Origin of the sequence: Aquirufa avitistagni (assembly GCF_042715545.1) — a bacterium.
GTDB classification, from domain to species: Bacteria; Bacteroidota; Bacteroidia; order Cytophagales; family Spirosomataceae; genus Aquirufa; species Aquirufa avitistagni.
The window spans coordinates 740,577-766,150 of sequence record NZ_JBBKXZ010000001.1 but is presented as its reverse complement, the minus strand read 5'-3'; the positions used below and the strand labels follow the sequence as shown (position 1 = coordinate 766,150).

Below are 25,574 nucleotides of genomic sequence, written 5' to 3'. Positions count from 1 at the left end.
CCCAAAGGTCCGAGGAAATCGGACCTTAATTTTATGTCTCAATTCAATCTTGATAATGATGATTTCCGAAATCATCTATACAATCAATCCAAAGACGGTAAACGACTTTGGATTTATCCCGGACGTATTATCGGCAAATTGTATAAACTAAGAACCTATGTTGCCTATGTTCTTTTAACGTTATTATTTGGATTACCATGGATGAAGGTAAATGGCCAACCGATCTTCTTGTTTAATGTATTAGAACGCAAATTCATCTTTTGGGGTGTTCCATTTTTCCCACAAGATTTTCATTTAGTGGCTCTGGGTCTCGTGAGCTTTCTAATCTTCATTAGTTTGTTTACGGTCTTATTTGGGCGAATTTGGTGCGGATGGGCCTGCCCACAAACCATTTTTATGGAAATGCTATTCCGTAAAATTGAATACTGGATTGAAGGGGATGATAAGGCGCAGCGACGTTTAAACGAAAGCCCTTGGACCAATGAAAAAATCCTGAAAAAGAGCAGTAAACACACGCTGTTTTTCTTACTAGCTTTTGTTATCTCGAATACCTTTTTGATGTACATCATCGGAAAACAGGAGTGGCTAAAAATGATCAATGAAAATCCATATGATCATATGAAAGGCTTAGCTGCCATGTTGATTTTCACCGGGGTATTTTATTTCGTCTTCGCTCGATTCCGAGAAATGGTTTGTATCGTTGTTTGTCCCTATGGGCGATTACAAGGCGTTTTATTAGATAATAATTCGATACTGGTTCAATATGACCACAAACGTGGCGAACCTAGAGGTAAGGCAACCAAGACAGAAGAAAAAGGGGATTGCATTGATTGTCACTGGTGTGTACGCGTTTGTCCTACGGGAATCGATATTCGAAATGGTAGTAACCAACTAGAATGTATTGGTTGCACTTCTTGTATCGATGCTTGCGATGAAGTCATGGACAAAGTGCATAAACCCAAAGGCTTAATTCGATATGACTCCTTGAATGGAGTAAATACAGGCACCAAACTTAAATTCACCAAGCGCATTGCAGCCTATACTTCCGTCTTGATATTAATCATAAGCGTACTCGTATTTATGTTGGCAACCAGACGAAATTGGGAATCAACCTTATTACGTACTCCTGGAATGACGTATCAATATGACGAAAAAACGCAATTGGTTAGCAATTTATACCAATTGCGCATCTTAAATAAATCGATGAAAGCGCAAGGTTTCCAAGTTTCCGTAGATGCGCCACTAAAACTTGTTTGGGTAGGAAATCGAATCCAACAAGTACCAGCATTTCAAATGGCTCAAGGTGAATTTTTTATTCAAGCAGGTACTCTGTCATGGGAACCCGGTGAAAAAGTCCTTGTGAAGATTATTAGCGATGAAGGAAAAGAAGAAAATTTGAAAACTAGTTTTATACAACCCGATGAATAAATCAAGCAAAAAAGGCTTCCATTGGGGGCATGGAATCATCCTGACATTTGTACTATTTGGCGCATTTATGGCCTATTTCTATATCCATATGACGCATCAGGTCATTGAATTAGTAGGCGACAATTACTATGAAGATGGTCAAAAGTTTCAAAAAAAATTGGACTTGAAAAATCAAAAAGTCCCCACATCCGATACGCTTCATGTTCAATTTTTTGCTAAAAATAAGCTAATGCTCGTGCGGCTACCCATGGGAATACAGTCGGCACAAATACAATTCTTCCGACCGTCGAATGCCCAACAAGACAAAAGTCTGGTATGGACGTCTAAAGACGGTGAGGCCTGGACAATTCCAAGCGAATTCCTTACGAAAGGTCCCTGGAAATATTCTATTTCATGGAGCGTTAATGGGCATAATTATTTAAAAGAAGCTCGATTGCTGGCCAACTAAACATGGGTACCTGGTATTATGCTTTCTTGATTGGATTAGCGGGCAGCTGGCATTGCGCCATTATGTGCGGGCCTATATTGCAACAAATTCATGCCAAAGGATCAGCTTCATCACGCATGTATTTATATGGTTTGGGCCGGATTTTCATGTATGGAATTTTAGGATTCTCCGTGGCTGGTTTGGGATCCATCTGGTTATTCCCATCCTGGTGGCAAGTGTATTACGTAATTGCTGGAATCTTGATTGCGTTGATTCTAACGCGTAAAATAGGGGACAATGCGATCCAATTTCTGCATCAATATGTAGGGAAATATTTACATCAAATAGGTGCCAAACTAGGACCAATTGGATACTTTTTCTTAGGTATGAGTAATGGATTATTGCCTTGTGGACTCGTACTAGGCGGTTTAAGTATTGCTTTAATTCAGCCAAAACCTTGGTTAGGCGCATTAAGTATGTTGGCTTTCGGACTAGCCACACTGCCTGCCTTGCGATTTTCACTCTGGGGAATTAAATGGTTTGGAACTACCTCGCCTTGGCTCAAGTGGCTGGGCTGGGTTGTTGTCATCGCTTTATTATTTCGTGGAGCGTACGGAATGGGACTTGCACATTCAGCTTATTTGCGTCATGCCAAAATCACCCCGATCATTTGCCATCCCTTTTCGGAATCACTGAATCCTTAATATTTGAGGTTGGCCAATTTATCTGCTTGCAAAATCGTTAATTCTGCGCCTTTCACTTCAATCAAACCTTCTTTCTTGAAATCACTGAGCGTCCGAATAACGGATTCCGTGGCAGTACCTACGCGAGAAGCTAAATCTTCCCGAGAAAGCTTCATGACAACGGGGCCATCTTGATTAGTTCCATAGGTATTCACTAATTCCACCAAGGCTTGCGCTACCCGTTTACGCAGCGACTGATAGGCCATTGAGAATAAAATAGACTCATTTTTCAAGAGGTAATTTGTCAATGCCTTGCGGAAATAGATTTCCACGTGGATATTTTCCTTCATTTTCTCCATGAAGTCTTTGGAATAAACGCTTAGAACCGTAGCATCTTCAAGTGTTTCAGCTGATTCGCGGTAGGCTTGATTTTCAAGTAGATCCACAAAACCAAAAAAATCACCCGGCTTAACAAATGAAGTAATGAAATATTTGCCTTCACGATTCGTATGATAAGTTTTTACTTTTCCTTTGACCAAATAAAATAGGCGAGAAGGCGTATCGCCTTCATTATAAATCAATTGCTTTTTGGCGAGCTGCTGCTGTTTCTTATCGTTCGAGAACTTCTCAAAATCTAAAAAGTCAATGGCTTGTTGGGCCACCACCAAATCATCATGTGAATCCGTAATCGCCAAGTTATTTTGTTGTTTCTTCAATCTAGATTCAATAGCCCGCAACAATTCTACTTCTTGAAAAGGCTTAGTCAAATAATCATCAGCGCCCATTTCCATGCCTTTACGCATATCGGCGCGATCTGTTTTTGCAGTCAGAAAAATAAATGGGATGGTCGCTAATTCCGGTTGGTTCGCAAAAACTTGCAACACTCCAAACCCATCCAAATGTGGCATCATGATGTCACAAATCACTAGATTGGGTTTGACCAATTTGGCCATGCGGACACCTTCGATTCCGTCTGAGGCGGTGTCAACGGCATATCCGGAAAGTTCAAGCAGTTCCGCGGTGTTTTCACGTATATCTTGATTGTCTTCAATGATAAGTATTTTAGTGGTCATAGCTAAGCTAAATTAGGTAATAAGTACGTTAACGTGGTCCCTTGATCTAGTTGACTAGTCAAAGTTAATTTTCCTTGAATCAAACGGACATAGCGATCCATGATGTGTAAACCCAATCCTGTCCCTGGAATAATATTGGCGTTACCTCCCCGGAAGAATCGCTCAAACAAATGTTTTTGATCCTGTTCTGAGATTCCAATCCCTTGGTCGCAAATCGAAATTTCCATGGAATCTTCAAGCATTTTCACCTCTAGAAAAACATCCTTTTGTGAAAATTTAAGGGCATTAGACAAGCCATTCAATAATATCTTACGCAACATCGAGGTATCGGTACTAAAGTGTGCGGAAGGATCTGATAATGTCAAAACAATTTCTTGACCTGGCTTTTTCATCCCGGCAAGCAGCGAATTCAAATCATCAAAAAACTCGGAAACACGAAATAACTCGGGGCGCACTTCCACTTTCCCAGCTTCAAGTTTACCAGCAGACAAGAACTCCTCCAGAATTTCCGTCAGATGCGCCACCGAAGATTTAATGCGTTGAATATGTTGTTCCCGTTTGGGCTGTTGGTCTTCTGTCGTATACTTCTCAATGAGTGCTGCGGAAGACAAAATGGATGTTAGCGGTGTTCTAAATTCATGCGAAGCCATGGATACAAAACGTGTTTTGAGATCACCTAGCTCAATTTCTTTCTGTAAGGCATTTTCTAAATCATGGGTCTGATTTTCCAACTGCGCTAAGGTATTTTGAAGTGCTTGCGTACGTGTTCTGACCTCTTCTTCAAGCGACTCATTCAGTTGGTTAATCTCTTGATTCTTAAGAATCAATTCCATTTCCACTTTACGTTTCAAGGTGACATCACTGACAAAAGCGATATAGTACAACTGTTCATGCTCTTTGAAATGACTGAGAGATATTTCAATAGGGAAGAGGGATTCGTCTTTTCGTTTGGCCTTCAAATCTAATCCAGCACCCATGGGACGCGAAATAGGCTGATGATTTAACTTTTCCAAATGTCCTTCGTGCCGACCTTTTAAATGATGAGGGATCAGAATGGAAATGTTTTGACCTAACAATTCTGCTTCCGAATAGCCAAACAATCCCTGTGCATATTCATTTGACAAAATGATATTGAATTGGGAATTAGTAACCAAAATTCCAATGGCCGCTTCGTGGAAAATCGCTTCAAAGTGCTTGGGATTGGAAAAAATGGCGCTTGACATAAGATATGATTAGAACTTAAATTTAAACAATTAAAGGGGATAGGTCAACGTCAATTTAACTTATATCGTTTTTCCACATGCTTCAACACATCCGCTTTGTAAAATAAAACCTCCTTAAACTTACCATCCGCATAATCTTGCGACTGATCAAAAAAGTGAGGTGAGGTCGGATCGCCTTGTTGGCCGCCGGCCAACAACGAATATGCCTTTACTTTCGGGCCAAATTCAACCGCGCACACAAAGCTATTCCCATTCACACCATACCATTTTTTAGAACCTTGGAAAGGCCGACTCGTATACGAAGGGAGCTGACCCCACGCCGAAGACGTAAATGGAACCGCAATACTTGGTTTAGTGTCATCAAAAACAGGCAAGTTGGCAATACGCTGAAAACGATTCATTTCTCCCCAGGTGACATTCCACCGACCGAAATCCCGCATAACATCCGCATAGACAGCCTGCAATGCCTCCACAGTTTCAGCAGGAAGATGATTCGCAGCGTAATTTGTATAATTTCGTACTGGATCCGTTTGGCCACCAAAGACGAAAGGCTTCGGGATTTTAGGTAACAGTTTTAATCCCCAACGAACTGCTAAAGCTTGAGCAATCGATGAACTCCGCGCCTGATAATCCCAATGCCGTAAGGTATCCACTAAAGGACGTAAAGCCTCCACCGGTTGCGCATCAAAATCACGCACAAGGGCTGGAAGCAAAACTTGAAAAGCAGCTAAATTACGGTCATAACCTAATTTGATGAGCTCATGTAAATCCATTCGCTGCGCATCGCTAAACAAGCGCACCGCGTTTTTATCTCGAAAATTCTCTCCATCAGGTGCCATATATACCGGGAAATTAGCCCGCTTCGGACTAGAAGTACCCGATACAGTAAATGGGGTCGAATTGCAATTTTGGATCCAAGCAGTCTCCGGATTCACCACCTGAACAATTTCGTTTAAAGCATGTAAACCTTTCCAATCATTGGAAGATTTACTTCCATCTTGTACCAAACCCCAATCCACAGCAGGATCCCGCCGCGGAACATAATTGCCATGCCAGTACGCAATATTGCCTTGATTGTCGGCATAAACCGTATTATTCGATGTATTAGCTCGCATCTCCATCACCTTCGTATAATCAGCTAGTCCCTTTGTTTTCGTGCGCAACCAGCTCTGCTCCAAACTTTTTAATGATCGGTTAAAAGAACGAACTGAAATCCAGCGGCCATCCCGCGAAGCCATGACAGCACCCCGATGGGTATAATAAGCCTTTACGGTACGTGGATTAGATTCACCTTTCACGCGCAAGGAGATTTGCTTTTCCTTGATGTCCAACCAGCGACCATCCACTTGATATTGATATCCGGTACCATTTGCACGTGTCGTCTCTGCATACAAATCAGCCACATCCACTTCACTTGACGTGTGCATCCAGCCTCCATAAGGGTTAAATCCTTGATAGATAAAAAACTGTCCCCACGTAACGGCTCCATAAACGTTCATTCCAGCTTCACTATTCATGTGAACCTCTGGCCGAAAATAAAACGTAACGTGTGGATTAATGTAAAGGAGCGAGTGACCACTTTTGGATAGGGTTGGGCCAACCGCAAACCCATTCGAACCCGTCAATTTCTCATCGGGTCCATGTGCAAAAACTTGAGTAAATGCGACTGAAGAACGAATTTGATAGAATTTAGCGGCCTCCTCCGCTTGCACATCGCCAGTAGATATCGCGCCAATCGAACCATCTGTCCACAATAAAGGGTACCAAGGTTCAAAATGAGTCAATAAGGCAGGCTTCACTTTCGGATTTTTATATAAATAGTAATTGATACCATCTGCATAGGCTTGCAACAAGGTCTTCAACCAAGCCGGGCTTTTGGCATAATCCGCCTTCGCTTCTTCCGCGTCTATGATCAATCGGATATATAAATCATTTGCTAATTCGGATTCCCCTTTAATCTCCGACTTACGCCCTAACTTCTCAATGTAATTCATTTCCACACGAGAAAAATCATCTTCACATTGCGCATACAGTAGACCAAACACCGCATCCGCATCTGATTTGCCATATATATGGGGCACACCGTAGGTATCGCGGAAGATTTCGACACGAGATGCCTGGGATTTCCAACGGGCCTGATCGGCAGCAGATTGACTAAATAGGAGATGTGAAAGTAAAAGGAAACTAAGTACGTATTTGCTCATAAGGTAGTTGATTGAATTTCACTCGTTGAAAATTCGACAAAAGCCTGAAATTCTCCAACATAAACCTACAGAATCGTGCAAATAAATTCGGCATGTCTACTTATGTTTGTGTTTACGTTTAAACCTATCGATTTTGAAAAAATTTCTCTACCTGTTCTTACTGGTCTTACCTTACATTGCCTCCGCTCAAAATCGATATAAAGTTTCTGGACGCGTCCTGGAGATTGGCACACAAACACCCGTACCTTTTTCAAGCATTCGCATTCAAAAAATTAATTCCACGCAGGTAATTTCGGGAGGAATCACCGATGAGAAAGGGCAATTTTCATTCGACACCCCGTCAGGTGTATATGATGTTCTCATTGAGAGTATTGGATTTGAAGCAAAGAAGATAACCAATATTACGGTCGACAAGTCTACAGCCTTGGGAAATATCGAAGTAAAACCCAGCACCAAAACATTAGAAGAAGTAACAGTTAAAGGCCAAAAGGCCTCTGTTGAAATGGGTTTAGACCGCCGCATCTTTAATGTAGGAACTGATATTGCCAATAAAGGTGCGACTGCAGCCGAAATTTTAGGTAATCTACCCTCGATTCAAGTCAGTGGAGAAGGTGGGATTAGTTTACGCGGTAGCGATAATGTGCGTATTTTGATTGATGGAAAACCGTCAACGCTCGTTGGCATCAACGGATCCTCCGGCCTGAGCTCCTTACAAGGAAATCTAATCGACAAGGTAGAAGTCATCACAAATCCATCTGCTCGTTACGAAGCGGAGGGTATGGCTGGTATTATAAACATTGTCCTAAAGAAAAATCAGAACCAAGGGTTTAATGGGGCGATTGAGACAACGACGGGTTATCCGGAGAATTTTGGTGCGACGGCGATTGTCAACTACCGGAAAAATAAATTGAACTTCTTTTTAAACTATGGGCTATTCTACCGTCGCACGCCGGGAAGGGGAAATATATACCAGGAAGTGAATGCGAATGGGCAAACGAACTATTTGGAACAAACCTCTAGAAATAATGTCCGTGGAATGGTGAATAACATTCGGGGAGGAGCAGATTACTTTTTCAATGACAAGACGATTCTAACAGGGTCTTATATCTTTAGACGGACAGATGTGAAACGGATATCCGATTTCAATTACCGTGACTATAAATTGAGTAAGGCGAATTTATATAGCATTACAGATCGCCAACAGGTAGAATTGGAGGCTGAGCCAAATGCAGAATATGCCTTAACGTTTAAGAAAAGCTTTGCGAAGAAAGGGAAGGAGTTCTCGGCCGACTTACGGTATTTGGACTATTGGGAACGATCGGATCAAACGTATACGCAGGTTAGCAAGAAGGGCGATGGTTCTGCATTTCCGGAAAATGGTTTGGTTCAAAGGGCGTTAAATGATGAATATGAACGTCAATGGATACTTCAGGTAGATTATGCTAATCCAGTGGGAAAAGATGGAAAAATCGAAACCGGCTTACGCACAAGTTTTCGGGATATGACCAATGACTACTTGGTTACTGAGCAACAACCGAATGGTGCGTTTACGACTATGGCAGGATTAGATAACATCTTCGTATACCAAGAAAATATTACAGCGGCCTATGCGATCTACGGAAACAAAAAGAATCAATTTACGTATCAATTTGGCATAAGAGGGGAAAACACGGATATTCAAACGGAGTTACTCGAGACGAAAGAGAAGAACCCGCGTCAATATGCCAATCTATTCCCGAGTGCACATTTTAGTTATTTGATTTCCAAAGACAATTCATTGCAATTGGGTTACTCGCGCCGGGTTCGTAGACCTACCTATAACGACTTGAGTCCTTTCGTTACCTTATCGGATAACCGGAACTTCTTTTCGGGTAATCCAAATTTAAATCCAGAGTTTACGGACTCCTATGATTTGGGCCACTTAAAGTATTTTGAGCAGGGCAGTATTAGTTCTTCCATCTATTATCGAAATACAACGGGAAAGATTGACCGGATCCGTACGGTGGATGCCAATGGATTTTCGCGTACGTTACCAGAGAATTTTGCGAACCAACAGTCCATGGGACTAGAGGTAACGAGTTCGACGAATTTGACGAAGGCTTATAAGGCAGATATTAGCTTAAATGCTTTCCGGGCCATTACGGATGCGACAAATGTTAATGCCAATTACAAGAGCGATACCTACTCGTGGTTTGTGCGACATACCTCACGCATTAGGTTAAGTTCAGGGGTGGACGTTCAAATACGTGCCAATTACGAGGCTCCGCAACAAACTCCGCAAGGAACACGAGGAGAAATTGCTTGGATGGACCTTTCTACTTCTAGAGACATCATGAAGGGAAATGGAACATTGAGTCTAAATGTGTTAGACTTATTTAGTTCACGTATCAATCGGAGTGAAGCGATGGGAGAGGGATTCTATACAAAAAGTAGATTTCAAGGCCGATTGACCCAAGTGAACTTAACATTTAATTACCGATTTAAAACCACCAAACAAGCCGCAAAACAGCGACGCAGTATGATGGACGAAGAAAATTAATATATAGATTATGAAGAAAACGAGACTACTAACTGGGCCAATACTTGCCCTAGCCGTTTGGGGTTGTACAAGTTCCCTAGAAAAAGAAACGTATCAAGTCATCTTTGAGGATCAAGATCAGATAGCTGAACGGGCACAGGCTGCCAAGGAAAAATTACCCATAAAAATTACGCCGGGTATGACGATTACCCGCTGGGCATCGGACAGTTTAGCTCCGGACCCGGTAGCGATAGACATTGACGACCAAGGGGCTGTTTATTTGAATAGCACGAATCGAGGTAAGGTGTCTGAATTTGACATTCGTGGCCATCGGGATTGGATGACAGAATCCATCGGTTTCCAAACTGTTGAGGATCGCAGAGCATTTCTACATAAGACCTTTGCGCCAGAAAACTCGGATAAAAACGTGTGGCTACCAGACTTAAATGGAGATGGTATCCATGACTGGCATGACTTAACGGTTGAAAAAGATGAAATCTGGAAGTTAGAGGATAAAAACGGGGATGGCTTCGCAGATGTTGGAACGCGTATTTTGAACCAATTCAATCAGGAAGTAACAGATGTGGCGGGTGGCCTACTCGTACGTAAAAATGATGCATTTGTGGCCATTGGACCTGATTTATGGCGTTTAGACAATACACATAAGAAGGGTCTTTGGACCAATGCCAAATCTATCGCCACAGGTTTTGCGGTACATATTGGTTTTGGTGGACATGGGATGTCGAGTGTGATTGAAGGACCAGATGGGAAAATTTATTGGCAGATTGGAGATATTGGGGCGAACATTACGACCGTAGACGGACGCAATCTACCTAATCCAAATTCGGGTGTTTTGGTACGTTCGAATGCAGATGGAACCGATTTAGAGATTGTCGCTTCAGGTATTCGAAATACCCACGAATTTGTATTTGATCACTATGGAAATATTATCAGTTCAGATAATGATGGTGACCATCCAGGTGAAAGTGAGCGCTTAGTGCATATTGTGGAGGGGGCTGATATTGGTTGGCGTTCCAACTGGCAATATGGAAAGTACACGGATCCAAAGAACAATTTGTACAAAGTGTGGATGGATGAGAAATTGTACATTCCTCGTTGGGAAGGTCAAGCGGCCTACATTATTCCACCTATTCGCAATTACCACAATGGTCCTACGGGAATGATTTACAATCCAGGAACAGCGCTAGGTAAAAAGTGGCAGAACAAATTTTTCTTAGTTGAGTTCGTAGGAAATGCGAATAACTCACATATCTGGTCATTTGATTTAAAGCCTAAGGGCGCTTCATTTGATTTCAAGTCGGAAGTAGATGTGGTGAGTGGTATTTTACCTACGGGTATTCGATTTGGTCCAGAGGGAGCATTGTATGCGGCTGATTGGGTGACGGGTTGGGATATTAAGAACTATGGCCGTGTATGGAAATTGGATGTGGATGAAAAATCGAATGATTTAGCCGCGGAACGTGCACAGACGAAGGCGTATATTCAGATGGATTATGCCAAAGCGGGTGTTCCGCAATTAGCTAGCTTATTAGCTTATGGGGATATGCGTGTTCGCCAAAAAGCACAGTTTGAGTTAGTCGCACGGGGTCAAGCAGCTGAATTGTGGAAGGCGATTGAGCAAAAGGAAAACCAGTTTGCGCGTGTGCACGGCATTTGGGGAATTGGTCAATTGGCCGCCAAAAACAATGCCATCGCAGCTAATTTAGTTAATTATCTATCCGATGCTGATACTGAGATTCAGGCTCAGGCTTTAAAGGTGTTAGGGGATGTGCGCTATAAAGGTGCCGAAAAAGAGCTAATTGCGGCATTAGGTTCAACATCAGCTCGAGTACAATTCTTTGCGGCGCAAGCTTTGGGACGTACGGAAGCTGCTTCAGCCGTTCCGGGTTTATTGAAATTGATTGAGCAGAATAAGGATGAAGATGTGTACATCCGTCATGCGGCAGTGTTAGCTTTAAGTCGGATTGGACAAGTAGAGCCGATGGCCGCTTTGGCAACTTCTTCAAATCGTTCGCTACGCATTGCAGCGGTGTTAGTATTAAGACGTTTAGCGAGTCCAGAAGTGGCTCGTTTTTTAACGGATTCGGATATGTATATTGTGGCGGAAGCGGCACGAGCGATTCATGATGATTTGTCGATCCCTGCGGCTTTGCCTGCTTTGGCAACCACATTAAGTAATAATGCAATTACATCCGAAGTAATTATTCGTCGGGCAATTAATGCTTGCTTACGTGTGGGGACTGCGAAGGAAATAGATTTATTAGTTGCTTATGTACAGCGCACAGACATTCCGGATGCGATGCGTGCGGAAGCAATTGCGACATTGGGTACGTGGGGTGACCCGTCGGTGTTAGACCGCGTAGACGGTCGGCACAGAGGTAAGTTGGACCGCAACGCACAAGACGTCGTAGCTAAAATCCAACCAATCATTCCGTCGTTCATTCGCAGTAAAAATGTAGAGGTATTGAATGCAACGGGCCAATTAGTGGCAGAATTAGGAATTAAAGATTTAGCAGCTGAACAGACACAGTTGTTTTTGAATCACCCAGCTGCGAAAGTGCGTGGTGGTCAATTGACGTCTTTGATCAACTTAAAGGATACAAATTTGCCTTTATTGATTCAAAAAGGCATGGAAGATTCGGATCGTTCTGTGCGCAGTTTAGCGATGGGATCCTTGGATAAAATTGCGATTACAAAAGCACAGTTACCAGGTGTGGTTAATCCTATTTTTGAAAAAGGGTCAATGAATGAGCAGCAACAAGTTTTACAGAGTATGGCCAAGATGGATCCTGCCAATACAACGGATGTATTACAAGATTTAATTTCGCGCATGTTGCAGAGCAAATTACCTGCTGGAATTAAATTAGACTTGATGGAAGCGGTAGAAGCGACCAAAGAGGAAAAGTTGGTTGCGCAATTAGATGCATTGAAAACCAAAGGCTCGTTGACAGATGAGTTCAAAGAGGCCTTATTTGGTGGAAACATTCAAGCAGGTAATTTTATCTTTAACCGAAACCAAACAGCACAATGTGTTCGTTGTCACAATGTAGGTGGTGAGGGCGGAAACGTGGGCCCATCATTAAAGGGTATCGGAAGTAAGTTGACGCGTGAACAATTATTGCAAGCATTGATTGAGCCAAGTGCGCGAATCGCTCCGGGTTATGGTACTATTTCCTTGAAGTTGACCGATGGCCAAGAAGTGAGTGGATCCGTGATTTCAGAAACGGAACAAGAAATTCAGTTGAAGACAAGTGAAGCGGAGCCATTGCGAATTGCAGTGAGCCGTATCAAATCGCGTGAAAACTATCCTTCATCCATGCCTGCGATGGGATCGATGTTGAGTAAGCGTGAGATTCGTGATGTGGTTGAATACTTGACTTCGTTGAAGTAGTCATTGAGAATTACACGTTAAACATGGCCAAACCTAACCGGTTTGGCCATGTTTGTTCATGGGGATGAGGTAAATCAACTAATTAAAATTTCTTATGATAGCTTAGACAAAGTTTTATATAGCATGGCTTAGCTTATATCTACACGGATACGGTATTTTTGTACATCCAAATTCAGTACAAAACTCAGGTATACCCAATTGCTTGATACCCATTTCTAACCCATGACAAATCATAATTTAGATCCTAAGGATGGTTTTGCGGGCTTAAAAGAAAATTACATTCAGGATGCAAGTTCGGGATTCATTGTATTTTTATTGGCCTTACCCTTAAGTCTGGGAATTGCTAAGGCGTCAGAGTTTCCACCCATTATGGGATTAATCACTGCAATCATTGGCGGAATGGTCGTCAGTTTTTTTGCAGGTTCACGATTAACGATCAAAGGTCCAGCGGCAGGCCTAATTGTTATTGTTGCGGGTGCAGTCAATGAATTTGGCGGTGGAGAAACAGGATGGCAATTGGCTTTAGGTGCTTTGGTGATCGCAGGTTTGGTTCAAATCCTTTTTGGGGTATTTAAGCTTGGAAAACTGATGGATTTCTTTCCCTTAGCCGCAATACATGGCATGTTGGCATCGATCGGACTAATCATCATCGGAAAGCAAATTCCGGTTTTATTGGATGTTAATCCAGCATTAAGCCAAGGGAAAGATCCCATCGCGTTATTTGTTTCCATACCTGAATTTATATTGAATTGGGATCCCAAAGCCACACTGATTGGTTTAATAAGCTTAGTTATCATGAGGGGATGGCCATTAATTAAACATCAAATCATCAAAAAAATTCCTGCTCCGTTGGTCGTTTTAGCGATCGCCATTCCAGCAGAACTACTTTTAGATTTTAAGGCAACCGCACCTCGATACGCGCTTGTTCAAGTTGGCAATTTACTCGAAAGCATCCAGCTGAATGTAAGTTTTGAAGGAGTTTCACAAACGGCAACCTTTATCAAATATGTGCTCATGTTTGCGCTCATTGGATCTTTGGAATCTTTATTGACCGTAAAGGCCATGGATATGTTGGATCCATTTCATCGCAAATCCAATGCAAATAAAGACCTGATTGCCATTGGAATCGGGAACACGCTAGTCGCATTTTTAGGTGGATTACCGATGATCTCAGAGGTTGCACGCTCCTCGGCAAACATAACGAATGGAGCCAAAACAAGATGGGCAAATTTCTTTCATGGATTTTTCATTCTGATTTGTGTATTGATGGCATCTGATTTGATCGAATTGATCCCTAATGCGGCTTTGGCAGCTATGTTGATTACCGTTGGGATTAAATTAGCGCATCCCAAAGAGTTCATGCGCACGTTTGAAAAAGGAAAAGAGCAGTTATTGATCTTTATGGTGACCATTATAGTTACCCTAACGGTGGATTTACTCGTTGGAATTATAGCTGGTATTTTAACTGAAGTATTGGTTAATCTTTTGAATGGAAAGCCATTAGGTTCCATATTCAAAGCACCTACGGAGGTTTCCTTTACGGGGAACGCCTACTTGGTTGAGATTTCAGATGCGGCTGTATTTACAAACTTTCTAGGTATTAAACGTAAGTTAGAAGCTATTCCACCTGCTTTCCAGGTGACTATTGATTTATCTAAAACGGAATTAGTCGATCACTCCGTGATGGAAAATTTAGAACATTTCAAAAACGATTATGAGCGCGAGGGAGGAGCTGTCACTATTGTGGGATTAGAAGAACACCGTGCCGTTTCTAGTCATAAAGCGGCTGCACATAAGCGCATCAAGTAGTTCCCATTTTAAGAAAAGACACCGCGAAATTCGCGGTATTTTTTTGCCCTTGAAAATGTCAGGACACCAATTTCAAAAAAAAATCAATATATTGAATCCCAATTAAACCTATACAATGAAACGGATTTTGACCTGCAGTATGTTGCTGCTAGGTATGTATCAAACAATTCTAGCGCAAGTTTGGGTATCTCAGCCTAAACGTGCGGATATGTGGCATGAAAATCCAAGTCTCTCATTTCAATCTGGCCAATCTACTGGCATCATTATAAACCCTCAATTAACGTTTCAATCCATCGATGGTTTTGGCTATACGCTCACAGGTGGATCTGCAGATGTTATTCAAGCATTAGCTCCTGCTAAGCGCACAAACTTATTACAAGAATTATTCGGTACCCAGCCGGGACAAATGGGTATATCCGTATTGCGAATAGGAGTAGGAGCCACCGATTTAGATGGTGAGGCGTATAGTTATGATGATATTGCGGGAGATGTTTCCTTACGTAAATTCAGTTTAGCCAAAGCCCAAAAATCGATTATTCCGCTGTTAAAAGAGATTAAATCCATACAACCAGGCATAAAATTCATGGCAACGCCGTGGTCACCACCCGCATGGATGAAAGATAATTTGGCCACCAAAGGTGGGTCGTTGGCAACTGAATATGAAGTAATTTATGCCCAATATTTGGTCAAATACGTGCAAGAGATGGCTAAAGAAGGATTGTCGATTTGGGCGTTGACTCCACAAAATGAGCCGTTGCATCCGGGTAATAATCCGAGTTTGTTGATGACGTCGGGCCAACAAAACAAGTGGATTAAAAATCACTTAGGACCGACATTCGTTCAGGCAAAATTAAAAACCAAAATCATCATATACGATCACAACTGCGATAAACCGGAATATGCGATTGAAATATTAAACGATCCGGAAACGCGCAAATATGTGGATGGATCAGCATTTCACCTATATAATGGGGATATTTCAGCGTTGAGTACCGTCAAAAAAGCGCACCCTGACAAAGCCTTATATTTCACGGAGCAATGGACCGGAACAAAAGGAGATTTCGCTGGAGATTTCATGTGGCATATTAAAAATGTGATTGTCGGCGCACTTAATAATCATGCCCAGACAGCTTTGGAGTGGAATTTAGCGAATGATTCTAATTTTGGCCCTGTTACACCCGGTGGATGTACGGAATGTAAAGGCGCCCTCACGATCTCAAAAGAAGGTGAAATTACTCGAAATCAAGCCTATTACATTATCGGCCAAGCATCGCGAATTATACCTACGGGATCTGTCCGCATTGATTTACAAGGTTTACCAAAAGGAATTAACGGTACAGCCGCCAAACGACCTGATGGCAAAATTGCCCTAATCTTACAAAATGAAACAACTAATAAGATAACAACTAACCTCAACCTAACTGGAAAATATGCGGTAGTAGCTATTCCGGAGGAGGGAGTGGTGTCGATTTTATTGTAGTCCGAAGGAAAATAGTCCGGAGGAAATATAACTGAATACAAAATAAACTTCGGACTTCGGACTCCGGACTAAATTTTAAACCTATGAACCTATTCAACATTAACCGCCGACATTTCCTCAAAGGAGCCACGGCAAGTTTAGCGCTCTCGACATTCGGGGCGCATGGAATCGATCTTATTAATCCTGCCAAACCACTACGTGTCGGTTTAATCGGTGCGGGGTGGTACGGCAAAAGTGACCTGTTTAGACTCATGCAAGTGGTGCCAGTCGAAGTGGTGGCACTTTGTGATCCAGATAGAAACATGTTGACACAGGCTGGACAGCTCGTTGCCGCACGTCAAAAATCCCGTAAAACGCCCCGTTTATATGGAAATTACCAAAAGCTTTTGGCCGAAAATCAGCTTGACATTGTCCTGATTGGAAGCCCGGATCATTGGCATCCATTACAAATGATAGACGCTGTGAAAGCAGGAGCCCATGTATATGTGCAAAAACCTATTTCAGTGGATGTGTTAGAAGGGGAAGCCATGGTTGCTGCAGCCCGTAAATATGGCAAAACGGTACAGGTGGGTACGCAACGTAAGTCAACTCCCCATTTGATTCAAGCCAAAAAAGATATTGTTGACACAGGCATGTTAGGCAAAATCGCTCATGTGGAAATGTATTGCTATTACCACATGCGCAACAATGGTAATCCACCTGTTCAGGCGGTTCCCGACTTTTTCGACTATGATATGTGGACGGGTCCCGCACCATTGCGTCCGTACGATGGACTGCCTCATACACGCTGGTGGCGAACTTTCAATGAATATGGAAATGGAATTATGGGCGATATGTGCGTTCACATGTTTGATACAGCTCGCTGGATGCTTGGGCTCGGTTGGCCTAAACGAATCAGTTCAGAAGGCGGTATTTACGTACAAAAAGAGGGCAAATCAAACATTGCTGATACGCAAACAGCTGTTTTCGAATACGATGGCTTGAATTGCGTTTGGCAACACCGCACCTGGGGAACGCCACCGGATCCAGAATATCCGTGGGGTTTAACCATTTATGGCGAAAAAGGAACGTTGCGGATGAGCACGATGAAATATGACTTTACGCCAACGGACCCGAAGGCGCAAAAATTACATGGTGATTGTGTCTTTGAGAAAGAAAAATACCCGGAAGATTTAACGGAAGATCGGATTGAATTAAATGCCGCTCCGGCTACACGTTTACACATGTTGGACTTCCTAGCAGCCATCGACAAAGGCACCAAACCCATCGCAGATATTCAAGAGGGCCATATTTCAACGGCCTCATGTATTTTGGCCAACGTTTCGATGAAATTAGGCCGACCGCTTTCCTACGATCCAACTTCAAAAACAGTTTTTAACGATCCAGAGGCAACAGCCTTGTTGGCCAGAACCTATCGCCAACCGTGGTCACGAAACCAATTAAACGCATGAAAAGACTAATTCTCGCATTATTGTTAGTGCCTAGCATGACTTGGGCACAAAACGGACTCCAATTACTGGAAAACCTAAAACGTATTGAATCAACTGGTACCGTGCTGCATATTGCCGCACACCCCGATGATGAGAGCACACATATGTTGGCCTGGTTCGCCCAAGAACAACATTGGGAAACCAATTACTTCGCTTTCACGCGTGGCGATGGGGGGCAAAACCTCATCGGTGATGAACAAGGCATCCCATTGGGATTGATTCGAACACAAGAATTATTAGCTGCACGAAAAATTGACGGAGCCAATCAATACTTTTCGCAGGCCTTTGATTTTGGTTTTTCAAAGTCTACAGATGAGTCTCTCAATTTTTGGAACAAAGAATTAGTGTTATCAAACTTAGTTTATGTGATACGTAAACTTCGTCCGGACATCATATTCACCCGTTTTCCACCTGATGCTCGCGCAGGACATGGCCACCATTCGGCTTCTGCGGTGTTGGCGATTGAGGCGTATCAAGCAGCAGCAGATCCAAAACGCTTTCCAGAACAATTGAAAGGGGATATCAAACCATGGAAAGCAACGCGATTGCTTTGGAATACCTTTCGCTTTGGGAGTTCGTCAACGGTCTCAGAAGATCAATTCAAGATTCAAATTGGAAATTTCTTGCCGAGCATAGGCCAAAGCACAGGGGAGTTGGCTGCGTTTAGTCGGAGCCAACACAAATCTCAGGGTTTTGGATTTGCCGTAGATCATGGAAAGTCAACTGAATATTTTCAAACCTTGGGAGGAGTTGCACCTAAAAATTCGATTGAAGAGGGAGTGACAAACCATTGGCAAATTAGCCAAGCAGGCGCAGAAATCGAGCGAATGATCCGACTCGTTATTCGAAATTATCAAACAGAAAAGCCTTATTTAAGCGTTCCAGATATGATTCAAGTGCGCAAAACTTTGAGTAAGCTGGATGATAGCTATTTGAAAGCGAAAAAGATCAAGCAAATTGATGAATGGATTGTTCAAGCAGCAGGCATACATTTTGCTGGAAACACAAATCGCGGAACAATCGCACAAGGTGATCCCTTGATGATTAAAACGGAATTTATCGTTCGTAGCCCGATTCATGTGACGTCATTAAAACTTGCTATTGGCGAAAAAGATACGGTGTTGAAGGAGCCTGTTATTCCTTACAAACGTGTAAATTGGAACCATACCCAATTGGTTCGTCAATCAATCACACAGCCATATTGGTTAGTAAATACCAAAGAAACCGGGCATTTTGTGGTGAAGAATCAAGAGAAGATTGGCCAAGCAGCACCAGATCCTGCACTATTGGTTCATGCCTTTTTGACCATCGAAGGGGAAAAATTACAGATCAGTCGGCCTATCCAAGAGCTCGTGGTAGATCCAGTTAAAGGGGAATATTCCCAACCGATTGCGATCACACCACGTAGTATATTTCAAATTAATCATCCCAACATTTTATTACCGAAAGGTTCGGGGGATTCGAAGTCATTTGACATACAGATTAAGGCGATGGGAGCCATTGCAGCAGGGAAAGTTGATGTATTAAATCAAGCGGGAACTCGTTTAGGAACATTGGAGCTACCAGAAGGTCTAGCCATGGGCATGAGCCAAAATGTCTCCATTACTTTACGCGAGAAGGATCAAAAATTTGATGGCAAGGAGACGTGGAAATTACAGTTGGCCTATGAAACAAGCCGCGGAAATTGGGTTGATTCATTACAGATGGAGAGTATTAATTACCCGCATATTCCAGTACAGCGTTATTTTTCACCCGTTTCGGTCAATTTACTGCATATTGATTTTAAGAAAACGGGCAAGCGCATTGGATATATTAAAGGGGCGGGAGATAAGGTTCCGGAGAGTTTAACCCAAATGGGGTATCAGGTGGATTACTTGCTTGAATCTGATTTGAAGGCTACCAATCTAGCTCAGTATGATGTGGTTTTGACGGGTGTTCGGGCGCACAATACGGTCGATTATCTTCCAAATGCCCATGCAGAATTAATGAAATATGTGGAGCAAGGTGGAAATTATGTGGTTCAGTACAACACACAAAGTAATTTAGGTCCACTAAAAAGCCAGATGGGTCCATACCCGTTGGCCATTACCCGTAACCGAATTACCAAAGAAGAAGCTACACCAAAATTCTTGGTGGATCTTCCTATTTTTCACAAGCCAAATGAGATAAAGGAATCTGATTTTGCTGATTGGGTTCAGGAACGCAGCATTTACTTAGCTGAATCATCCGATCCAAACTTTACGTTTCCACTAGCATTTACGGATCCGGGTGAAGCGGAACAAAAGGGAAATATTGCTGTGGCTCGTTACGGAAAAGGTCAATTCATCTACACAGGACTTGTATTTTTCCGTCAGCTACCTGCGGGAGTGCCTGGGGCGTGGAGATTAATGGCCAATGTGTTAGACAATAGACGTTAGACGTTGGACGCTGGACTTTGGACGCTGGACGTTGGTCCCTAGGCTAAAGCCTAGGATTAAAAATTGATAGATAACCCCAGGCGCTGCCTAGTAAAAAATAGATAACCCCAGACAAAGACCTAGTCAAAAAAATGATAACCCCAGACTTTAGTCTGGGGTATAAACAAAAAGAAATGTTACATCACAGTGTATTTTTAAAATTCAAATCGGAGACCTCAGAGGCTGAACAAGCCTATTTCATTGCGGAAGCAAGGAAGCTAGCTCAAATACCGGGAGTCATGAATCTGAAAGTTCTTTTGGAGTTCAATACCACTAATCCTTATACGCATGGTTTAGGCATGGATTTTGAAGATCAGGCTGCTTATGATCTCTATTCTAACCATCCCATTCACAATCGATTTGTGCAGGAGGTTTGGATTCCGAGGGTGGAGGTTTGGCAGGAAATAGACCATAGAGAAGTGAGAGGTGAGAGGTGAGAGGTGAGAGCTGAGAGGTGAGAAGTAAGAGCTGAGAGGTGAGAAGTAAGAGGTGAGAGGTAAGTGTAATATTAAATGATGTCTAGCGTCCAATGTCTAGCGTCCAACGTCTAATTTTTTGAATGATAAATATATTTTCTAATTCCCGCCAATACGCTGGAAAAACAGCGATCATTTCCGAAGGGAAATCATATAGCTATAGCGATTTACACCAGTCGGCAGAGCAATTTGCCTACACACTTTTAGCTGACGAATCAGATTTACAGGAAAGCCGGGTAGCATTTATGGTGCAGCCGGGCTTTGATTATGTGCGCGTACAATGGGGAATTTGGCAAGCAGGAGGGATCGTTGTTCCCCTATGCTTAAGCTATCCGATACCATCCTTGCGTTATACCATAGAGAATTCGGGTGCGAATATCTTGGTTGTCTCGCCTGAATTCGAAGATTTAATGAACGATTTGGCATCCGAATTGGGTTGTCGTTTTATTGTCCTGGGAAAAAATGAGGGAGGAAAAGCGCAAGATTTACCTGAAATCGACGATTCCCGTGGCGCCATGATCTTGTATACCAGCGGAACAACGAATTTACCTAAAGGAGTTGTCAGCACCCATGCAAATCTGAATGCCCAAATAAGTGCCTTAATTGAGGCCTGGAAATGGACCTCAGCAGATTCAACTGTTTGTGTATTGCCATTGCACCATGTACATGGTGTGGTTAATGTCGTTTCTTGCTCCCTGTGGGCAGGGGCTAGCTGTGAATTTATGCCCAATTTCAGTGAAAAGGGCATATTTGACTTGGTTACGGAAGCGCGAATTAATGTGTTTATGGCGGTGCCAACGATCTATTTTAAGCTCATTAATTATTGGGAGACACAAACGGCGGGTGTTCAGGGAGAGTTGACAAATGCGTTGGCCAACTTACGTTTGATGATTTCTGGCTCAGCTGCTTTGCCCGTTTCGGTCATGGAACGCTGGCAAACGATTTCGACGCATTTGTTATTGGAACGTTATGGAATGACGGAAATTGGAATGGCGCTAAGTAATCCTTATGATGGACCACGCGTAGCGGGACATGTGGGTTATCCACTTCCAGGTGTATCCGTTCGTTTATCGGAAGAAGGCGAAATACAAGTCAAAGGGGCGAATGTCTTTAAAGAATATTGGCAAAAACCAGAAGCGACAGCGGAATCATTTACGGAGGATGGTTGGTTTCAAACAGGTGATATCGCCGCGTTGGACGAACTCGGCGGCTACCGTATTTTAGGTCGGAACTCAGTCGATATCATCAAATCTGGAGGTTATAAAATTTCTGCGTTGGAGATTGAAGAAGTTTTGCGTCAATATCCAGGCATTAAAGATTGTTCCGTTGTGGGATTACCCAATGATGAATGGGGAGAATTAGTTGCTGCAGCGATTGTCACGCAAGGGCTTGTCGATGAAAAGGCCTTAAATACCTGGATGCGAGAACAAATGCCTGCTTACAAAACGCCTCGTAAATACCTAGTAGTAAGCGAATTACCTCGAAATGCGATGGGAAAAGTAACCAAAAAGGATGTTGTTAACTTAATTCAATAAGATGTTATTACGTGGAGTGGCCTTATTGGCCGGATGTTTTATTGCAGGTCAATTACTCGGGGAAACCTTAGGGAGATTATTGGATATAGAGGCCAACGTAGGTGGCGTGGGCTTTGCGATGTTGTTTCTAATTTTGGCTCAGAATGAATTGGAAAAACGAAATCTATTTCATGTTGAAATGGGTGAAGGGATTTTATTCTGGAGTAAAATGTACATTCCCATCATTGTGGCGATGTCGGCCATCCAAAACGTCCGCGTAGCCTTTACCAATGGAATGCTGGCAGTTTTGGCAGGCATCATTCCTGTAATCATTTGTTTATCACTCATGCCATTGTTGGCCAACAAAAACCAACGCTAACATGAATTACATCGAAACATTACTGGACAAAAATGGATTAATGGTGGCATTTTTAGTCACTGGACTCATCATGTTTGCGGCTGAAGGTATTTCCAAATTCGTATTTAGAAAGAAAATACCTGGATCTGCGATCGCTATTTTTGCGGGATTGGTTTTAGCCTATTTTGCAGGCGTGCTGACAGAAGGCAAAAATGGAATTGCGGATTTAACTGGTTTGAGTGGCTTTAAGCAAATGGGGGGACCGGTATTTCGGGATTTCGCGATTGTATCTACCGCTATGGGAGCTAGCTTTGCGGTGATTAAAAAAACGGGGATAGTAGGGATTTTCTCCTTGTTTCTTGGCGTAATCATCACGTTTACAAGTGGAGCTTTACTAGCGTTTTCTATGGGAATCACGGATGCGGAAAGCTTGGCAACAATTGGAGCAGGAGCATGTACTTTTGTGGTAGGACCTGTTACGGGAACCGCCGTAGGTGCGAGCTCGGACATCATCGCCATAAGCATTGGTGCGGGTGTAATTAAGTCCATATTGGTGACCATTGGAACACCCTTAATTGCCAAATACATTGGTTTAGATAATCCAAAATCTGCGATGGTATTTGGAGGTTTATTAGGAACGACGAGCGGTGTGGCCGCAGGACTCGCAGCCACAGATGCAAAACTTGTGCCTTATGGGGCCATGACGGCTACTTTTTATACGGGACTCGGATGTTTGCTTTGTCCGTCGGTGTTGTATTTTGCATTAAAGGTGATCCTTTAGTCCGGAGGGAAATAGTCCGGAGGGGAAAGTTTATTTTGAAAATCTGTTATTGCCTTAATTTATTTTAAAATTTCTATTCTAATTTTTTCCTTTGGACTTCGGACTATTTCCCTTCGGACTAACGCGCTAGCGTCCTAATTCCACTTCCAATTGCCATAACGAGCGCATAAAACGTGAAGGCCAACGTATATAAACCGTCTGCTTCAGTTTGTCCAAAGACATGATATGGAGCAATAATAAAGCCTAAGCAGCTTAGAAATAAAATCGTGATCAGGCCGATTTTTATCCAATTTGAACGACGTGATTTTTTCATGGCAAAGGCTAATAAGATTCCTTCACTAACATAACTGAAAATAAATACCACCAAAAGACAGGTTAACAACGATTTGATTGATTGTGTGATCATAAGTTTTGCTTTTTTGTTGGTACAAAGCTACCCTTGTTAACCGCCACCATTTGGCGGTTAATAAGAAAATTCATAGCTTTAAGAAAAAAAGATGTTAGCGACGGACCGACTGAAAATATTGAATGGCTTGTTTCTGCAAAAAGCATTTGTAGTGAATTTGGCAAGTATTTCATCTTATTTACAGGACGAACACGACATTCCTGGCTATAGCGAACGGACATTCAATCGAGATATTCGAGAGCTTAAGGAATTACTGAAAACACGCTATCCAACGCTCCAAGACACCTTTGGCGAATTACTGCGATTTTCGCGTGCCACGGGAAATTACCTATACATACGCGATGACATTAGTGCTTTCCCTACATTTTCAGATCGCGAGTTGCAGCAAATAGCTTCATCGATTGAGGCCAATAAGCATTTATTTTCCGGAGGAGCAGGTGAGGGGGTTGTCAATAAATTACGTGCCATCGCATTAGAGAATACCCTGTCGCAATACCATGAAGTATTACCATGGTCGGCCATTGAACTTGTCAAAGACGGCGCACGCTCCGGGGCTGATGTAATGCCCATCATTTTGGAAAACATTTATGCGAAACGTGTGGTCGACTTCAGCCATCGTGGTTTATCATCACAGTCCAAACAGAAACAAACGCGCGGATTACCCGTATTGCTTAAAGAATACAATAATGGTTGGTATACGGGCTGGTATGTACTTTTCCAACCGGTCAGCCCAGATGAGGTTCAGATTAAAGTTGACCTAGACCAACTTCAATTATACGCTTTAGACCGGATTGTACAAGTGAATCCTGTGTCAGATCAACCCATTGTGCGGATACATCCAGACTTTAGGCCTGCGGATTATTTCAAAAATTGCTTAGGTCTTTTTAGAAGTAGTAGTCTGACGGCTACAAAAATTCGCTGTCGGCTTTCTAAAGACAGTTGGATGCTAAACTACATTGAAAAATATCCGATTCATACGAGCCAAGAGATCAATCTTTCAAACGACTCCTGGGTAGAAATACAACTAAACCTGGAGATTGACCAAGAGGTAATTAATTTCTTCTTACGCTATGCGCAAGAAATTCGTGTGCTTGAGCCAGTAGAATTAGTGCAGCAAGTTAAAATGGGATTGGAAAAAGGGCAGGAGGTTTATAGCTAGTTAAATAAACACCTCCGCCGGTAATTGAAAAAATTCTCTCAAACGCTGAGCCATCTTTAACGTTATCTCGCGCTTGCCCGAAAGAACGGCTGATACATGCCCTTTAGAGCCAATCAATGGAACTAAATCCTTGGATTTAATTCCCATTTCATTCATTTTAAGAATAATCACTTGAAGTGGATCCATATTTAGCAAAGGAAAATTTCGATCATCGTAATCCTTAATCAATACGATCAATAATTCGAGCTCATCAAGCAATGCACCCTCTTCTTCCGTATGAAAAATCTTCATCATACGTTTGGCAGCTTTTTCATAATCTTTTGCCGTTTTTAAAACTTTCCATTTCATAGCATTACTTTTTAACAATTTTTGTATCAAATGGGATTCGTTCAGCGTTAATTGAATCATAAGATTGGTGGTTCCCAAACCAAATGATATAACAAGCCCCCTGTGTAAAATTCATAGAAACAATCAAACGGTAAGCATTGCCTTTAATATTGAATACCACGCGATTATTACCAATGATACTTGCGGAACGATAAACAGCCTTTATTTCATTAAAGTTTGAAAAATGATGAATAGCAAATTCATAATTCCAAATAAATAATGAATGAGATGCATCAGGATATAAATGCATGTAATAATCAATCGTCCTTTTTAGCAATATCTTCATAACA

General features: G+C 42.3%; 20 protein-coding genes. 14 read left to right on the top strand and 6 right to left on the bottom strand.

The annotated features are described in order from the left end of the window. Positions 1 to 33 precede the first annotated feature (33 nt). From ccoG to U0R10_RS03260, 3 genes are read left to right on the top strand one after another with little or no spacing between them, the layout of a single operon-like run. The gene (gene ccoG, locus U0R10_RS03270; RefSeq protein ID WP_377982439.1) at positions 34 to 1,428 is read left to right on the top strand and encodes a cytochrome c oxidase accessory protein CcoG; all 1,395 of its coding nucleotides are present in this window, start codon (positions 34 to 36) and stop codon (positions 1,426 to 1,428) included. Beyond that, positions 1,421 to 1,876 carry a FixH family protein gene (locus U0R10_RS03265; RefSeq protein ID WP_377982437.1) on the top strand — a complete coding sequence of 152 codons (456 nt, stop codon included), beginning with the start codon at positions 1,421 to 1,423 and terminating at the stop codon, positions 1,874 to 1,876. The genes ccoG and U0R10_RS03265 overlap by 8 nt, the downstream gene beginning before the upstream one ends. Before the next feature lie 2 nt (positions 1,877 to 1,878). Continuing rightward, positions 1,879 to 2,559: a sulfite exporter TauE/SafE family protein gene (locus tag U0R10_RS03260; RefSeq protein WP_377982435.1), complete on the top strand. Its 681-nt coding sequence runs from the start codon at positions 1,879 to 1,881 to the stop codon at positions 2,557 to 2,559. On the opposite strand, the gene U0R10_RS03255 is transcribed toward U0R10_RS03260, so the two are convergent. From U0R10_RS03255 to U0R10_RS03245, 3 genes are read right to left on the bottom strand one after another with little or no spacing between them, the layout of a single operon-like run. Next, positions 2,556 to 3,611: a response regulator gene (locus tag U0R10_RS03255; protein WP_377982434.1), complete on the bottom strand. Its 1,056-nt coding sequence runs from the start codon at positions 3,609 to 3,611 to the stop codon at positions 2,556 to 2,558. The genes U0R10_RS03260 and U0R10_RS03255 overlap by 4 nt on opposite strands. A 2-nt stretch (positions 3,612 to 3,613) precedes the next feature. Further along, a complete protein-coding gene (locus U0R10_RS03250; protein WP_377982432.1) occupies positions 3,614 to 4,834 on the bottom strand; it encodes a PAS domain-containing sensor histidine kinase in 1,221 nt (406 codons plus the stop codon). A 50-nt stretch (positions 4,835 to 4,884) separates the two neighbouring features. Further along, the gene (locus tag U0R10_RS03245) at positions 4,885 to 7,038 is read right to left on the bottom strand and encodes a penicillin acylase family protein (RefSeq protein WP_377982430.1); all 2,154 of its coding nucleotides are present in this window, start codon (positions 7,036 to 7,038) and stop codon (positions 4,885 to 4,887) included. Between the two features lie 133 nt (positions 7,039 to 7,171). On the opposite strand from U0R10_RS03245, the gene U0R10_RS03240 reads away from it, so the two are divergent. From U0R10_RS03240 to madM, 10 genes are all read left to right on the top strand, one after another. After that, entirely contained in the window at positions 7,172 to 9,577 is a 2,406-nt protein-coding gene (locus tag U0R10_RS03240; protein WP_377982428.1) for a TonB-dependent receptor, read from the top strand. Between the two features lie 10 nt (positions 9,578 to 9,587). Next, positions 9,588 to 12,968, top strand: a complete 3,381-nt coding sequence (locus U0R10_RS03235) for a HEAT repeat domain-containing protein (RefSeq protein WP_377982427.1) — start codon at positions 9,588 to 9,590, stop codon at positions 12,966 to 12,968. 222 nt (positions 12,969 to 13,190) lie between these two features. Continuing rightward, a complete protein-coding gene (locus U0R10_RS03230) occupies positions 13,191 to 14,777 on the top strand; it encodes a SulP family inorganic anion transporter (protein ID WP_377982425.1) in 1,587 nt (528 codons plus the stop codon). Between the two features lie 115 nt (positions 14,778 to 14,892). Then, positions 14,893 to 16,257, top strand: coding sequence for a glycoside hydrolase family 30 protein (locus U0R10_RS03225; RefSeq protein ID WP_377982423.1), 1,365 nt, complete (start codon positions 14,893 to 14,895; stop codon positions 16,255 to 16,257). An 83-nt stretch (positions 16,258 to 16,340) separates the two neighbouring features. Continuing rightward, entirely contained in the window at positions 16,341 to 17,708 is a 1,368-nt protein-coding gene (locus U0R10_RS03220; RefSeq protein WP_377982421.1) for a Gfo/Idh/MocA family protein, read from the top strand. Further along, positions 17,705 to 20,164: a PIG-L family deacetylase gene (locus tag U0R10_RS03215; protein WP_377982419.1), complete on the top strand. Its 2,460-nt coding sequence runs from the start codon at positions 17,705 to 17,707 to the stop codon at positions 20,162 to 20,164. The genes U0R10_RS03220 and U0R10_RS03215 overlap by 4 nt, the downstream gene beginning before the upstream one ends. Positions 20,165 to 20,337: 173 nt before the next feature. After that, the gene (locus tag U0R10_RS03210; RefSeq protein ID WP_377982417.1) at positions 20,338 to 20,640 is read left to right on the top strand and encodes a Dabb family protein; all 303 of its coding nucleotides are present in this window, start codon (positions 20,338 to 20,340) and stop codon (positions 20,638 to 20,640) included. A 122-nt stretch (positions 20,641 to 20,762) separates the two neighbouring features. After that, complete coding sequence (locus U0R10_RS03205) at positions 20,763 to 22,214, top strand: acyl-CoA synthetase (protein ID WP_377982415.1); 1,452 nt, start codon at positions 20,763 to 20,765, stop codon at positions 22,212 to 22,214. 1 nt (position 22,215) lies between these two features. Next, positions 22,216 to 22,572: a malonate transporter subunit MadL gene (madL, locus tag U0R10_RS03200; RefSeq protein WP_377982413.1), complete on the top strand. Its 357-nt coding sequence runs from the start codon at positions 22,216 to 22,218 to the stop codon at positions 22,570 to 22,572. Position 22,573: 1 nt separating this feature from the next. Further along, positions 22,574 to 23,332: a malonate transporter subunit MadM gene (madM, locus tag U0R10_RS03195; protein WP_377982411.1), complete on the top strand. Its 759-nt coding sequence runs from the start codon at positions 22,574 to 22,576 to the stop codon at positions 23,330 to 23,332. A gap of 118 nt (positions 23,333 to 23,450) precedes the next feature. On the opposite strand, the gene U0R10_RS03190 is transcribed toward madM, so the two are convergent. Further along, positions 23,451 to 23,738 carry a hypothetical protein gene (locus tag U0R10_RS03190; protein WP_377982409.1) on the bottom strand — a complete coding sequence of 96 codons (288 nt, stop codon included), beginning with the start codon at positions 23,736 to 23,738 and terminating at the stop codon, positions 23,451 to 23,453. Between the two features lie 91 nt (positions 23,739 to 23,829). On the opposite strand from U0R10_RS03190, the gene U0R10_RS03185 reads away from it, so the two are divergent. Then, positions 23,830 to 24,897, top strand: coding sequence for a helix-turn-helix transcriptional regulator (locus tag U0R10_RS03185; RefSeq protein WP_377982407.1), 1,068 nt, complete (start codon positions 23,830 to 23,832; stop codon positions 24,895 to 24,897). On the opposite strand, the gene U0R10_RS03180 is transcribed toward U0R10_RS03185, so the two are convergent. Next, positions 24,898 to 25,245: a helix-turn-helix domain-containing protein gene (locus tag U0R10_RS03180; RefSeq protein ID WP_377982405.1), complete on the bottom strand. Its 348-nt coding sequence runs from the start codon at positions 25,243 to 25,245 to the stop codon at positions 24,898 to 24,900. A gap of 4 nt (positions 25,246 to 25,249) precedes the next feature. Next, entirely contained in the window at positions 25,250 to 25,570 is a 321-nt protein-coding gene (locus U0R10_RS03175; protein ID WP_377982403.1) for a type II toxin-antitoxin system HigB family toxin, read from the bottom strand. Positions 25,571 to 25,574: the final 4 nt, after the last annotated feature.